The sequence below is a fragment of the Streptomyces sp. NPDC047853 genome (assembly GCF_043204535.1).
GTDB lineage: Bacteria > Actinomycetota > Actinomycetes > Streptomycetales > Streptomycetaceae > Streptomyces.
Genome location: NZ_JBIDCI010000007.1, coordinates 1 through 13,276 on the forward strand (window position 1 = coordinate 1; position 13,276 = coordinate 13,276).

At 73.4% G+C, this 13,276-nt stretch carries 14 protein-coding genes and 1 rRNA gene; 11 read left to right on the top strand and 4 right to left on the bottom strand.

What is annotated here, in order from left to right:
- From rrf to ACGF5T_RS15175, 3 genes are all read left to right on the top strand, one after another.
- A 5S ribosomal RNA gene (rrf, locus tag ACGF5T_RS15165) occupies positions 1–92 on the top strand; the annotation flags it as partial.
- A 272-nt stretch (positions 93–364) separates the two neighbouring features.
- The gene (locus ACGF5T_RS15170) at positions 365–1,615 is read left to right on the top strand and encodes a hypothetical protein (protein ID WP_392888219.1); all 1,251 of its coding nucleotides are present in this window, start codon (positions 365–367) and stop codon (positions 1,613–1,615) included.
- Entirely contained in the window at positions 1,507–2,286 is a 780-nt protein-coding gene (locus ACGF5T_RS15175) for a hypothetical protein (RefSeq protein ID WP_366768821.1), read from the top strand. Before ACGF5T_RS15170 ends, ACGF5T_RS15175 begins: the two co-directional genes overlap by 109 nt.
- A gap of 64 nt (positions 2,287–2,350) precedes the next feature.
- On the opposite strand, the gene ACGF5T_RS15180 is transcribed toward ACGF5T_RS15175, so the two are convergent.
- Positions 2,351–3,643 carry a DUF1015 domain-containing protein gene (locus ACGF5T_RS15180; RefSeq protein ID WP_366768818.1) on the bottom strand — a complete coding sequence of 431 codons (1,293 nt, stop codon included), beginning with the start codon at positions 3,641–3,643 and terminating at the stop codon, positions 2,351–2,353.
- A gap of 71 nt (positions 3,644–3,714) precedes the next feature.
- Between ACGF5T_RS15180 and ACGF5T_RS15185 the strand changes: the two genes are divergently transcribed.
- The 4 genes from ACGF5T_RS15185 to ACGF5T_RS15200 all read left to right on the top strand — a co-directional run bounded on the left by ACGF5T_RS15185 (position 3,715) and on the right by ACGF5T_RS15200 (position 7,828).
- Positions 3,715–4,752, top strand: coding sequence for an HAD-IIA family hydrolase (locus tag ACGF5T_RS15185; protein WP_366768817.1), 1,038 nt, complete (start codon positions 3,715–3,717; stop codon positions 4,750–4,752).
- A 102-nt stretch (positions 4,753–4,854) separates the two neighbouring features.
- Positions 4,855–5,901: an iron chelate uptake ABC transporter family permease subunit gene (locus ACGF5T_RS15190; RefSeq protein WP_366768816.1), complete on the top strand. Its 1,047-nt coding sequence runs from the start codon at positions 4,855–4,857 to the stop codon at positions 5,899–5,901.
- A 5-nt stretch (positions 5,902–5,906) separates the two neighbouring features.
- Complete coding sequence (locus ACGF5T_RS15195) at positions 5,907–6,944, top strand: iron chelate uptake ABC transporter family permease subunit (protein WP_356606232.1); 1,038 nt, start codon at positions 5,907–5,909, stop codon at positions 6,942–6,944.
- Positions 6,941–7,828, top strand: a complete 888-nt coding sequence (locus tag ACGF5T_RS15200; RefSeq protein ID WP_356606185.1) for an ABC transporter ATP-binding protein — start codon at positions 6,941–6,943, stop codon at positions 7,826–7,828. Before ACGF5T_RS15195 ends, ACGF5T_RS15200 begins: the two co-directional genes overlap by 4 nt.
- Before the next feature lie 62 nt (positions 7,829–7,890).
- Here the strand turns inward: ACGF5T_RS15200 and ACGF5T_RS15205 are convergent, their stop codons facing one another.
- Positions 7,891–8,238 carry a sterol-binding protein gene (locus ACGF5T_RS15205; protein ID WP_356606183.1) on the bottom strand — a complete coding sequence of 116 codons (348 nt, stop codon included), beginning with the start codon at positions 8,236–8,238 and terminating at the stop codon, positions 7,891–7,893.
- Between the two features lie 42 nt (positions 8,239–8,280).
- Here ACGF5T_RS15205 and ACGF5T_RS15210 point away from each other — a divergent pair, with 42 nt between their 5' ends.
- From ACGF5T_RS15210 to recN, 4 genes are all read left to right on the top strand, one after another.
- On the top strand, positions 8,281–8,631 hold the full coding sequence (locus ACGF5T_RS15210) for a hypothetical protein (RefSeq protein ID WP_356606181.1): 351 nt from the start codon (positions 8,281–8,283) through the stop codon (positions 8,629–8,631).
- Positions 8,632–8,638: 7 nt separating this feature from the next.
- On the top strand, positions 8,639–9,454 hold the full coding sequence (locus tag ACGF5T_RS15215; RefSeq protein WP_361019287.1) for a hemolysin: 816 nt from the start codon (positions 8,639–8,641) through the stop codon (positions 9,452–9,454).
- Positions 9,451–10,356: an NAD kinase gene (locus tag ACGF5T_RS15220; protein ID WP_356606177.1), complete on the top strand. Its 906-nt coding sequence runs from the start codon at positions 9,451–9,453 to the stop codon at positions 10,354–10,356. Before ACGF5T_RS15215 ends, ACGF5T_RS15220 begins: the two co-directional genes overlap by 4 nt.
- A 163-nt stretch (positions 10,357–10,519) precedes the next feature.
- Entirely contained in the window at positions 10,520–12,238 is a 1,719-nt protein-coding gene (recN, locus tag ACGF5T_RS15225) for a DNA repair protein RecN (RefSeq protein WP_366768819.1), read from the top strand.
- A gap of 135 nt (positions 12,239–12,373) precedes the next feature.
- Here recN and ACGF5T_RS15230 read toward each other — a convergent pair whose 3' ends face one another.
- Both ACGF5T_RS15230 and ACGF5T_RS15235 read right to left on the bottom strand, forming a co-directional pair.
- Positions 12,374–12,802 (bottom strand): ATP-binding protein, encoded by a 429-nt coding sequence (locus tag ACGF5T_RS15230; protein ID WP_361019291.1) that lies wholly within the window; start codon positions 12,800–12,802, stop codon positions 12,374–12,376.
- Between the two features lie 55 nt (positions 12,803–12,857).
- Positions 12,858–13,232 carry an STAS domain-containing protein gene (locus ACGF5T_RS15235; protein WP_366768815.1) on the bottom strand — a complete coding sequence of 125 codons (375 nt, stop codon included), beginning with the start codon at positions 13,230–13,232 and terminating at the stop codon, positions 12,858–12,860.
- Positions 13,233–13,276 lie beyond the last annotated feature (44 nt).

A 13,276-nucleotide genomic window follows, 5' to 3' on the forward strand; every position in this document is an offset into this window, starting at 1 on the left:
CGCCCGGTTACATTCCGAACCCGGAAGCTAAGCCTTTCAGCGCCGATGGTACTGCAGGGGGGACCCTGTGGGAGAGTAGGACGCCGCCGAACAATCTTTGGAAAGGACCCTTGGTCCCCAGCGTTCAGCTGGGGACCAAGGGTCCTTTCGTTTTTCCAGGGCGCACCGGGTACCCGGCTGCGCGAGAATGACTTGCAGTACCGAAGACAGGAGTCACCGATGTCCCCCAACTCTCCCGACGACCGACCGGAGCGCGACCAGCGGCGACGGGACAGTGGCGACCGCGGTGACCGGAGTGGTCAGCGCGGAGACCGTGGCGGTTTCCGTCGCGACACCGACCGTGACCGTGGCGGGTTCCGCCGTGATGACCGCGGCGGCCAGCGTGACGGCTTCCGCCGGGACGACCGTCGTGACGACAACCGTGGTGGAGGCTACGGTCGTCGTGACGATCGGGACCGTGGGCCGCGTCGCGATGACCGTGGCGGCGAGCGTCCCCCCTTCCGTCGTGATGACCGCCGTGACGATCGCGGTGGCGAGCGTCCCCCGTTCCGTCGTGATGACCGCCGTGACGACCGGGGTGACCGCCCCGCCTTCCGTCGCGATGACCGTCGTGACGACCGCGGCGGCGACCGTGGCGGCGACCGCCCCCCCTTCCGTCGTGACGACCGCCGCGACGACCGGGGCGGTTTCGGCCGGCGCGATGAGCGGCGTGGTGACGACCGTGGCGGGCAGCGGGGCGGTTTCCGTCGCGACGATCGCCGGGACGACCGTCGTGACGACAACCGTGGTGGAGGCTACGGTCGTCGTGACGATCGGGACCGTGGGCCGCGTCGCGATGACCGCGGCGGCGACCGTCCCCCCTTCCGTCGCGATGACCGGCGGGACGACCGGCGTGACGACCGCGGCGGCGAGCGTCCCCCGTTCCGTCGTGACGACCGTGGCGGCGAGCGTCCCCCGTTCCGTCGTGACGACCGCGGCGGCGAGCGTCCCCCGTTCCGCCGTGACGACCGGGGTGACCGCCCCGCCTTCCGTCGTGACGACCGGCGGGACGACCGCCGTGACGACCGCGGCGGCGACCGTCCCTCGTACCGTCGTGACGACCGTGGCGACCAGGGCGGGCGTCCTTCGTTCCGTCGTGACGACCGGCGTGATGATCGGGGTGGCGACCGTCCTCCCTTCCGGCGCGACGACCGGGGTGAGCGTCGTGGTGACGACCGTGGGGACCGGGGCGGTTTCCGGCGGGACGACCGCGGTGACCGCGGTGATCGTGGTGGCTTCCGGCGTGACGACAACCGTGGTGACCGCGGTGGCTTCGGTCGGGGTGGCGACCGTGGTGGGTTCCGCGGCCGGGACGACCGCCGGGACGACCGCGGTGGACGTGGGCCCGGGCCCCGGCGGGACGACCGCGGTGGGCGGCCCGGTGGATTCCGCGGACGCGACGACCGGGAAGGCGGCGGTGGCCGCTTCCGCGACGAACGCGACCGGGACCGGGAGCCGATCAAGCGCCTGCCGATCCCCGAGGAGGTCACGGGTTACGAGATCGACCAGGACGTGCGGCAGGAGCTGCAGAGTCTTCCCAAGACGCTCGCCGAGGACGTCGCGCGGAACCTGGTGATGGTCGCCCGGCTCCTCGACGAGGACCCGGAGGCGGCCTACGCCTACTCCAAGGTCGCCCTGCGTCTGGCGTCCCGTGTCGCCGCCGTACGCGAGGCCGGTGGCTTCGCGGCCTACGCCAACCAGAAGTACAGCGAGGCCCTGGCCGAGTTCCGTGCGGCCCGTCGGATGACCGGGTCCGTCGAGCTGTGGCCGGTCATGGCTGACTGCGAGCGCGGCCTCGGCCGCCCGGAGAAGGCGCTGGACATGGCCGGTGCGCCCGAGGTGCACAAGCTCGACAAGGCCGGCCAGGTCGAGATGCGGCTCGTCGCGGCCGGGGCCCGCCGGGACATGGGGCAGTTGGACGCGGCCATCGTGACGCTGCAGAGCCCCGAGCTGGCCTCCAACTCCGTACAGCCCTGGACCGCGCGCCTGCGGTACGCCTACGCCGACGCGCTGCTGGCCGCCGGCCGGGAGCAGGAGGCGCGGGAGTGGTTCGCGAAGGCCGTGGAGTCCGACCGGGACGGCAGCACCGACGCCTCCGACCGGCTCGCCGAACTGGAGGGCGTGGAGTTCACGGACGCCCTCGACGAGGACGAGCACGAGCACGAGGGTGGGCACGAGCGCGAAGGCGCGGACGAGCGTGAGAACGACGTGGTGAAGCCTTCCGCCGAGGACGGCGAGGAGGACTGACGTCCGCGACGTGACGACGAAGGGGCGGGACCGGTGCACGGTCCCGCCCCTTCGTCATGCCGGGTCACAGATCAAGCGCACGCAGGACCAGGCCCGAGGCCGGCTTCGGGCCGAAGGACGTCGACTTGCGGGGCATGGTGACACCCTGGCGGGCCAGGTCGCGGACGACCTCCTCGCGGACCGGGTGCATCAGCACCGCCGTACCGCCGTCGCGTTCCGCCTTCTCGACCGTGGCCGCCGTGTCGTGGATGTACGAGACGTGCGCCGCCGAGTCGTCGGGGACGTGCCAGACATGGGCCAGGAGCGTGGCGTGCAGGACGGTGGCGTCCAGGGTGCGCCAGGCCTCGGGGCGATCGGCGGGGACCGTGTCGGCGAGCAGACCGGGGTCCGGCCGGTCGACCAGGTGGAAGGCGCCGTCACCGGCGAGCAGGAAGGCGTTGCCCGCTTCGGCCGCCTTCGCCAGGGCGTCCATGGCCTGCGGCAGGGGAGCGTTCACCCGGCGGACGCGGAAACGGCCGGCCAGGGCGGCCACGGCGTCCGCGACCGGAAGGCCGTGCAACAGGCGGTGGATCGCTCGGACGCGGAGCGGGTAGCGGACGGTGTCGACCAGCAGGACGAGGCCGTGGTCCCAGGGGCTGGGGGAGGGGTGCTCCGCGCGGAGCGTGCGATAGGTCGCCCAGCGGTGGTGGCCGTCGGCGATCAGGGCCTGGTGGCCGGCCAGCTCGGCGCGTACGCGGGCCACGTCGTCCGGGGCGGTGACCGACCACAGGCGGTGGCAGAAACCGTCCTCCGTGGTCGTCGAGAGCAGCGGAGGCCGCTCGGCGGTGCGTTCCACGACGGTGGTGGTGGCCGCGGTGGCGTCGTCACCGCGGTACGTGAGGAGCAGGGGTTCGAGGTTCGCGCAGGTCGCGCGCATGAGGGCCGCGCGGTCGGCGACGACGTGCGGCATCACGTCCTCGTGGGGCAGGACGATCCGCTCGGAGGGGTCCGACACGCGCACCGCGCCGATGATGCCGCGTTGCAGCAGGCCCTCGCCGTCGCGCTGCTCGTAGACGTACAGGCCCGGTTCGGGGTCGGCGGTGAGGACACCCTCCGAGATCCAGCGTCGCAGGGTGCGGGCCGCCTGTTCGTTGCGCGCCTCGGGCGTGGCGGCCTGGGGCAGGATCAGGCGCACGATGTTGTGCGGGTCGGCGGACTCGAGGTGGAGCAGGCCGTCCGGGCGGACCACGACGTCGTAGGGCGGGGACGTCACGGCGGCCAGGCTGCCGACCCGGTCGGGGTCGTAGCGGAGGCCTCGGAACGGGACGAGTTCCAGGCCCCGGGGCGCCGTTGCTTCCGGGTGACCTGCTGTGTTCATCCCGGCATCGTACGTGTGTCGGTGGCATGGGGGATGATCGGGGGAAAGGCGTCGAACGAGGAGCGATGTACATGAGCCGGAGCGTCAGGACGAGGCCCGACGGCAGTGGGCGGGGCCTGAGCGAGGCGTACGACACGGCCCTGCTCGACCTGGACGGCGTGGTCTACGCCGGGGGGAACGCCATCGCGCACGCCGTCGAGTCGCTCGCCTCCGCACGGTCGGGCGGCATGCACCTCGCGTACGTCACGAACAACGCGCTCCGGACCCCGGACGCGGTCGCCGAGCACCTGACCGAGCTGGGCATACCGACGGGAGCCGACGACGTCATCACCTCGGCGCAGGCGGTGGCCCGGCTGATCGCCGAGCAGGTGCCGTCGGGCGCGCGGGTGCTGGTGATCGGGGGTGAAGGGCTGCGGGTGGCGCTGCGCGAGCGTGGCCTGGAGCCCGTGGAGTCGGCGGAGGACGATCCGGCGGCCGTCGTGCAGGGCTTCGGCGGCCCCGACCTCCCCTGGGGGCGGTTCGCGGAGGCCTGCTACGCCGTCGCGCGCGGTGTGCCCTGGTACGCCTCCAACACCGACCTGACGATTCCGGGCGCCCGGGGCATCGCACCCGGCAACGGCGCCGCGGTGGAGGTCGTCCGGATCGCCACCGGCGCCGAGCCGCAGGTCGCGGGCAAGCCGTTGCCCCCCATGCACCGGGAGACGATCCTGCGGACCGGCGCGCAGCGGCCGTTGGTGATCGGTGACCGGCTGGACACGGACATCGAGGGCGCGTTCAACGGGGAGGTGGACTCGCTGCTCGTCCTGACGGGCGTCACCGACGGCGCGCAACTGCTGGCGGCGCCGCCGCAGCACCGGCCGACGTACGTCGACGCCGATCTGCGCGGACTGCTGACCGGACAACCGGAGGTGGTGGAGGAGGGCGACGGGAACGCCCGCTTCCGCTGCGGCGGATGGACGGCCACGGCCGGCGCGGAACGGCTGGAGCTGGAGGGTGACGGAGCGGCGCTGGACGGACTGCGCGCGCTGTGCGCGGCGGCCTGGACGGCGGGCGGCGACGCGGGGTGCGGACTGGACTCGGGGAAGGCGTTGGCACGACTGGGGTTGTGATGCGGCGTAGGGAAGCAGACAGGCTGTGGTTGCCGGTTGCCGGTTGCCGGTTGCCGGTTGCCGGGATCGTGATCGATTGGCAGGGTAGGCTAACCTAACCGGGTGTTGGTCGACAGTCCCCCCGAACAGCGCGCGGAGGCCGCCCCCGCGCCGCCCCCGAAGCGCCGTGTCCTGCGCGCGGTCGGTCTGCCCGTCTCGGCGGCCGTGCTGGTCCTCGTCGCGTTGACGAGTATCGCGATCGGTGCCAAGGACCTGTCCCTGGCACAGGTCTGGCACGGCCTGTTCCACGACTCCGGAACCTACGGTGACGTCGTGGTGGGCGAGCGGCTGTCGCGGACCGTGATCGGCCTGCTCGCCGGAGCCGCGCTCGGCCTCGCCGGAGCCGTGCTCCAGGCGCTCACCCGCAATCCGCTGGCCGATCCCGGCCTGCTCGGCATCAACGCGGGGGCCTCCGCCGCGGTGGTCACGGCCATCTCCTTCTTCGGCGTCACCTCCCTGACCGGGTACGTGTGGTTCGCCTTCGCCGGTGCGGCCGGGGTCGGCGCGCTGGTCTGGTTCCTCGGCGGCAGCCGGGGGGCCACGCCCGTGCGGCTCGTCCTGGCCGGCACCGCCATCAGCGCGGCGCTCTTCGGCTACCTCCAGGCCGTCATGATCATGGACGACGCGGCGCTGGGCAGGATGCGCTTCTGGACGGTCGGTTCGCTGTCCTCGGCGACCGACGGCACCATCAAGGAGGTGCTGCCGTTCTTCCTGGTCGGCACGGTCCTGGCGCTGGCACTCTCCCGGCCGCTCAACGCCATGGAGATGGGCGACGACACCGCCAAGGCCCTCGGGGCCAACCTGAATCGCACCCGGGCGCTGTCCATGCTCGCCGCGACCGTGCTCTGCGGGGCCGCGACCGCCGCCTGCGGACCCATCGTCTTCGTCGGCCTGATGGTCCCGCACATCGTGCGCTCCTTCACCGGCCCCGACATGCGCTGGATCCTGCCGTACGCCGCGATCCTGTCGCCCGTGCTGCTGCTGGGCGCGGACGTGCTCGGCCGGATCGTGGCCCGGCCCTCGGAACTCCAGGTGGGGATCGTCACCGCCGTGCTCGGCGGGCCGGTCTTCATCTATCTCGTACGACGGCGGAGGACGGCCCAGCTGTGAAGACCGTGAAGACCAACCGCGCGGTGCGCAGCCCGGGCGGGCTGTCGTTCCGCCTGGACGTCCGGGCGGCCGTCGTCGTCGTCCTGCTGCTGGTCGTCGCCCTCGCCGCGAGCGTCCTGCTGATCGGCACCGGTGACTTCGAGATCCCGGCCGTCGACGTGCTGCGGACCCTGGTGGGCCAGGGCGACCCGGGCCAGGAGTTCATCGTCAACGAACTGCGACTGCCCCGGGTCCTGGTCGGCCTGCTGGTCGGCGCCTCGCTCGGCCTGGGCGGCGCGCTGTTCCAGGCCATCTCCCGCAACCCGCTCGGCAGCCCGGACGTGCTCGGCCTCGGGCAGGGCGCGACGGCCGGTGCCCTGACGATGATCGTCCTGTTCTCCGGGGGCTCGGCCCAGGTCACCGGCGGGGCGCTGGTGGGCGGTCTGGTGACCGGTCTCGCCATCTACCTGCTCGCCTGGAAGCAGGGCGTGCACGGTTACCGGCTGGTGCTGGTCGGGATCGGCATGTCCGCGATCGTCACCGCGGTCAACGGCTATCTGCTCACCCGGGCCGACATCGTCGACGCGTCCCGCGCGGTCGTCTGGATGACCGGCTCCCTCGACGGACGTGACTGGGACCAGGTCTGGCCCCTGCTCGCCCTGTGCGCCGTCCTCGTGCCGCTCGTCCTCACCAACGGGCGGGCGCTGCGGATGATGGAGATGGGCGACGACGTCTCGTACGCCCTCGGGGTGCGCGTCGAGCGCGTACGGGCGCTGCTGATGGTGGCCGCCGTGCTGCTCACCGCCGCCGCCACCGCCGCCGCGGGACCGGTCAGCTTCGTCGCGCTCACCGCGCCGCAGCTGGCCCGGCGCCTGACCCGTGCGCCGGGCCCCAACCTGGTGGCGTCGCTGTGCATGGGCGCCGCGCTGCTGGTCGGCGCCGACTGGGTGTCGCAGCGGGCCTTCGGCGCCGAACAGCTGCCCGTCGGCGTGATCACCGGCGTCCTCGGCGGCGTCTACCTGCTGTGGCTGCTGGTCACCGAGCGCAAGGCGGGCCGGATTTGAGCACCGGCGCCGGTATCCGCAGCGGGCTGAACAACCAAAGGAGCAACGTGAACCGCCTGTCAGCCGAGAACGTCACCCTCGCCTACGACCAGCGCGTCATCGCGGAGAAGCTGTCGGTGGAGATACCCGACAACTCCTTCACCGTGATCGTCGGCCCGAACGCGTGCGGCAAGTCCACCCTGCTGCGGGCCCTGTCGCGGATGCTCAAGCCCAGCGAGGGCCGGGTGCTGCTGGACGGGAACGTCATCCAGTCGATGCCGGCCAAGCAGGTCGCCCGGACCCTCGGCCTGCTCCCGCAGTCGTCCATCGCGCCCGACGGCATCACCGTCGGCGACCTCGTCGGCCGGGGCCGCTACCCGCACCAGGGCATCCTGCGCCAGTGGTCCACGGAGGACGAGCGGGTCGTCCAGGAGTCGATGGCCCAGACCGGGATCTCGGAGCTGGCCGAGCGCTACGTCGACGAGCTCTCCGGCGGCCAGCGCCAGCGGGTGTGGATCGCCATGGCGCTCGCCCAGCAGACCCCGCTGCTGCTCCTCGACGAGCCGACCACGTACCTGGACATCCAGCACCAGATCGACGTGCTCGACCTGTGCGCCGAGCTCCACGAGGAGCAGGGCCGCACCCTCGTGGCCGTCCTGCACGACCTCAACCACGCCGCCCGCTACGCCACGCACCTCATCGCCCTGCGCGGCGGGGAGATCATCGCGGAGGGCGCGCCGAAGGACATCGTCACCGCGGAACTCGTCGAGCGGGTCTTCGGACTGCGCTGCCAGGTCATCGACGACCCGGAGACGGGCACGCCCCTGGTGGTGCCGGCCGCGCGCAAGGCACGGGTGACGGCGCCGGGGCGGCCCGAGAAGACGGTGGCCTCCAAGGCCTCCTGAGGCGGCCGCAGGGTTTCTCCAGGCAGCCGACGGGCTCGTGGAGGCGGTGGACAGCGGCTCGGCTACAGGAGCTTCCTGAGACGGAACAGGTCCCGCAGCCCCGCCTCCAGCCTCACCCGGCCCGAGCCCCAGGCCTTGGCGAAGTGCAGCTCGCCCTCGACCAGGGCCACCAGGTCGTCCCCGGTCATCGCCAGCCTGATCTCGGCCTTCTCGCGCGGCGGCCCCTCGAGGGTCTCGCGCACGTCGATCCGCCCGTCCGCCATGCGGCCCGCGAACGTGACGTCCAGGTCGGTGATGTGGCAGCTCACCGAGCGGTCCAGCTCGGCGGCCGAGCGCACGTCCCCCTCGGCGTTCCCCATGCTGTCCGCAAGCTTCTCGAGTGCGGCGCGGCACTCCTCGATCGTCGCCATCGGCACCGACGCTACCGCAGCGGCACGCGGTAGCGTCGGGGCATGAGCGACGCAGTGCCGGTGCCCGTGGCCGACGACAGCGAGGCGGACGGGACCGGGGCCCGGGACCTGCCGGGTCACGATCCCGCGGCCCCCGCCCCCCTCGACGTGCCCCGCCCGCCCACGGGAAACGCCGAGGTGGACGCCGGGCTGGCCCGGCTGGCCGACGTCGACCACCTGGCCACCGACGGACACGTCCAGGTGTACGAGGATGTACACCGGGGGCTGCGCGACGCGCTCACCGCGCTCGACGCCCGCCCGGGACCTCCGGCTCCCACCCGTCACCCGACCACCACCCCTCAACGAGGCCCTTCGGACCACGGGTCCGACCGGCCGCACGAACACAGGAGCTGAACCGAACGTGGCAGGAGTCGCACGCCGCCGTCTCGACGCGGAGCTGGTCCGCCGCAAGCTGGCGCGCTCGCGCGAGCATGCCAGCCAGCTGATCGCCGCCGGGCGGGTCACCGTCGGCAAGACCGTCGCGACCAAGCCCGCCACGCAGGTGGAGACCGCCGCCGCGATCGTGGTGACCGCCGACGACGGCGACCCCGACTACGTCTCGCGCGGCGGCCACAAGCTGGCCGGCGCCCTGTCGGCGTTCCTGCCGCAGGGGCTCGTCGTCGAGGGGCGGCGGGCGCTGGACGCCGGCGCATCCACCGGTGGCTTCACCGACGTACTGCTGCGGGCGGGCGCGGCGCACGTCGTCGCCGTGGACGTCGGATACGGCCAACTCGCCTGGAGTCTGCGGCAGGATGAACGCGTCACCGTCAAGGACCGTACGAACGTACGGGAGTTGACGCCGGAAGTGATCGACGGGGAGCTGGTGGACCTGGTGGTGGGGGACCTGTCCTTCATCCCGCTCGGACTGGTCCTGCCCGCGCTGGTGCGGTGCACGCGGCCGGACGCCGACCTGGTGATGATGGTGAAGCCGCAGTTCGAGGTGGGCAAGGAGCGGCTGGGCAGCGGGGGAGTGGTACGCAGTGCGCAGCTGCGGGCCGAGGCCGTGCGGGGTGTCGCCCGCAGGGCCTGGGAGCTGGGGCTCGGTGTGAAGGGGGTCACGGCCAGTCCGCTGCCCGGACCCTCCGGCAACGTCGAGTACTTTCTGTGGCTGCGGGCCGGGGCCGGTGAACTGGACCCGGCCGACGTTGACCGTGCAGTGGCGGAGGGGCCGCGTTGACACAGAACCGAGCTCGTACTGTTTTCCTGCTCGCCCACACCGGGCGGCCGGCGGCCATCCGCAGCGCGGAGCTCGTGGTCAAGGGCCTGCTGCACGCCGGCATCGGGGTGCGCGTCCTGGAGGCGGAGGCCTGTGACCTGCCGCTGCCCAGCGAGGTGGAGCTGGTCGGGGAGGCCACACCGCAGTGCCTCGACGGGTGCGAGCTGCTGATCGTGCTGGGCGGTGACGGGACGCTGCTGCGCGGCGCCGAGTTCGCCCGCGCCTCCGGGGTGCCCATGCTCGGCGTCAACCTGGGCCGGGTCGGCTTCCTCGCGGAGGCCGAGCGCGACGACCTGGACAAGGTCGTCGACCGGGTGGTGAGCCGGGCGTACGAGGTCGAGGAGCGGATGACCGTCGACGTCGTCGTGCACCGCAACGGGGACATCGTGCACACCGACTGGGCGCTGAACGAGGCCGCCGTGCAGAAGGCCGGCGCCGAGAAGCTGCTGGAAGTCGTGCTGGAGATCGACGGGCGACCGGTGACGGGCTTCGGCTGCGACGGCATCGTGCTGTCCACGCCGACCGGATCGACGGCGTACGCCTTCTCGGCCGGGGGGCCGGTGGTGTGGCCCGAGGTCGAGGCGCTGCTGATGGTGCCGATCAGCGCGCACGCGCTGTTCGCGAAGCCGCTGGTGACCTCGCCGGACTCGGTGCTCGCGGTGGAGGTGCTGCCGCACGTCCCGCCGGGAGTGCTGTGGTGCGACGGGCGGCGGACGGTGGAGCTGCCGCCGGGCGCGCGGGTGGAGGTGCGGCGGGGGGCGGTGCCGGTGCGGCTGGCCCGGCTGCACCACGCGTCGTTCACGGATCGGCTGGTGGCGAAGTTCGCGCTGCCGGTGTCCGGGTGGCGCGGGGCGCCGCACTAGCGGTCTCGAAGGGGTGGTTCCCGACACCGGCGGGTGCGGGTGCGTCGTGGCTGGTCGCGCGGTTCCCCGCGCCCCTGAGCAGCATGCCCTCGCGGCGGGACAGAGGTGGGGCGGTCGCACTTTGCGTCGCCGACCTCGTAAGGTCGTGTCCGTGCTTGAGGAGATGCGGATACGGTCGCTCGGGGTCATCGACGACGCCGTGGTCGAGTTGTCGCCCGGGTTCACCGCTGTCACCGGTGAGACGGGTGCCGGCAAGACCATGGTGGTCACCAGCCTGGGGCTGCTGCTGGGCGGGCGCGCGGACGCGGCCCTCGTACGGATCGGCGCGAAGCACGCCGTGGTCGAGGGGCGGATCGCCGTACCCGGCGGCGCGGCGGTCGCCGTCCGGGCCGAGGAGGCCGGGGCCGAGCTGGACGACGGGGCGCTGCTGATCAGCCGCACCGTGTCGGCCGAGGGGCGCTCGCGGGCGCACCTGGGCGGGCGGTCCGTGCCCGTGGGCGTGCTCGCCGAGCTGGCCGACGAACTGGTGGCCGTGCACGGGCAGACCGACCAGCAGGGGCTGCTCAAACTGACCCGCCAGCGGCAGGCACTGGACCGGTACGCCGGGGACGCGGTCACCGGGCCGCTCGCCAAGTACGCCGAGGCCTACCGGCGGCTGCGGGCCGTCGCCCGCGAGCTGGAGGAGATCACCACCCGCGCGCGCGAACGCGCCCAGGAGGCCGATCTGCTCCGCTACGGCCTCGACGAGGTCGCGGCCGTGGAGCCGCGCGCCGGTGAGGACGCCGAGCTCGCCGAGGAGGCGGAGCGCCTGGGTCACGCCGAGGCCCTCGCGTCGGCCGCCACGGCCGCGCACGCCGCGCTGGCGGGCAACCCGGAGGACCCCGAGGGTGTCGACGCGTCGACGCTGGTGGCGGGCGCGCAGCGGGCCCTGGACGCCGTACGGTCGCACGACCCGGCGCTGGCCGCGCTCGCCGAGCGGATCGGTGAGGTCGGCATCCTGCTGCGGGACGTGGCCGGCGAACTCGCCGGGTACGCCGACGACCTGGACGCCGACCCGCTGCGGCTGGCGGCGGTCGAGGAGCGGCGGGCCGCGCTCACCACGCTGACCCGCAAGTACGGCGAGGACGTCGCCGCCGTGCTGACCTGGGCCGAGCAGGGCGCCGCGCGGCTGACCGAGCTGGACGGCGACGACGAGCGGATCGGCGAGCTGACGGCCGAACGGGACGCGCTCCGCGCCGAACTGGGCGGGCTGGCGCAGGCGCTCACGGACGCGCGGACGGAGGCCGCCGAGCGGTTCGCCGCCGCGGTGACCGCCGAGCTGGCCTCGCTGGCCATGCCCCACGCGCGGGTGTCGTTCGAGATCCGGCAGACCGAGGACCCCGAGGGCGTGGAGGTGGGCGGCCGCACGGTCGCCTACGGGCCGTCGGGCGCCGACGAGGTCGAGCTGCTGCTCGCCCCACACCCGGGAGCGCCGCCGCGGCCGATCGCCAAGGGCGCCTCCGGTGGTGAGCTGTCGCGCGTGATGCTGGCCGTGGAGGTCGTCTTCGCGGGTACGGACCCGGTGCCGACGTACCTCTTCGACGAGGTCGACGCCGGTGTCGGCGGCAAGGCGGCCGTCGAGATCGGGCGGCGCCTGGCGCGGCTGGCGAAGAGCGCGCAGGTCGTCGTCGTGACGCATCTCCCGCAGGTGGCCGCGTTCGCCGACCGGCAGCTGCTGGTGGAGAAGACGAACGACGGCTCGGTGACCCGCTCCGGCGTCAAGGTGCTGGAGGGCGAGGAGCGCGTACGGGAACTGTCCCGGATGCTGGCCGGCCAGGAGGACTCGGAGACGGCCCGGGCCCACGCCGAGGAACTGCTCGCGACGGCCAGGGGAGACGCGTAGGCGGGGCCGCCGTGCCCGTGGTGACGCCCTGACCCGCGCGCCCTGTCCTGCGGGCGGCCCGGACCCCGGCCTCGCGATCGTCGGGCGGGGGCCGCTCCCCGGCCGGGGGGGGGGCGGGCTCGGCCCGCGCCGGGCTCACAGGGCCGGGGCGTCGTAGGCCAGAACGGCCGCGATCGTCTTCCCGGGCGGAGCCGGGGTGATGGTGACGGACCGGCTCAGCCGCTGGATCAGCGGCCATCCGAAGCCGCCCAGCCGGCCGGCGGGGTCCTGTGACGAAGTCGACGCCGCGGTACGGGGAGGGTCGGCGGACCGGTCGGTGACCGCGATGCGCAGCCCCTGGGGTTCGAGGGCGACGTGGAAGGCCGTGAGGCCCCCGCCGTGCCTCAGTGCGTTGGTCACCAGCTCGGAGGTGACCAGCAGGATGTCGTTGACCACCGTCCGGGACAGTGCTTCCGGGTGGGTGTCCAGTACGTCCTGCACCCGCGCGCGTGCCTCAGCGGCCGTCGTCGGCAGCGAGGACCGGTCGTCGGCCGTGCCGGAGACCGTCGTCCTTCCCCCGGTCATCCGTCCGCACCCCGTCCTGGCGCCGGAACCTCGCCGATGAGGCCTTCGAGGCCGGTCACCGGATCACGTTCCCGCCGGTCTCCGCGGCCCGGATGCCCGCGGTGGCGGCCGGTACGGAGGGGGCGACGGTGAAGGCGTCCGCGGTGTCCGTGACGTGCAGCAGCCGGGAGACGGTCGTGCTCGGCCGGGCGAGGACGAGGGGGGTGCCGACCGTACCGTGGTCCCGCCTGGCCTGCAGGAGCAGGTGCAGGAACGCCGAGTCGGCGAAGACGACCCCGGCGAGGTCCAGGACGGTGCCGGTGCTGCCCTCGGGGACGCGGGCGAGAGCATGAGCGAGGGTGTCGATCGTCTCTAGGTCGAACTCCCCGCTGACACTCACGACGCGTATGCCGCCCTCCAGGGTCGTCCGCACTTCCTGACCTTCACTCATCACGGCATTGTGGCAGCCCCGGACCGGCCCGTGACGGACCGGCC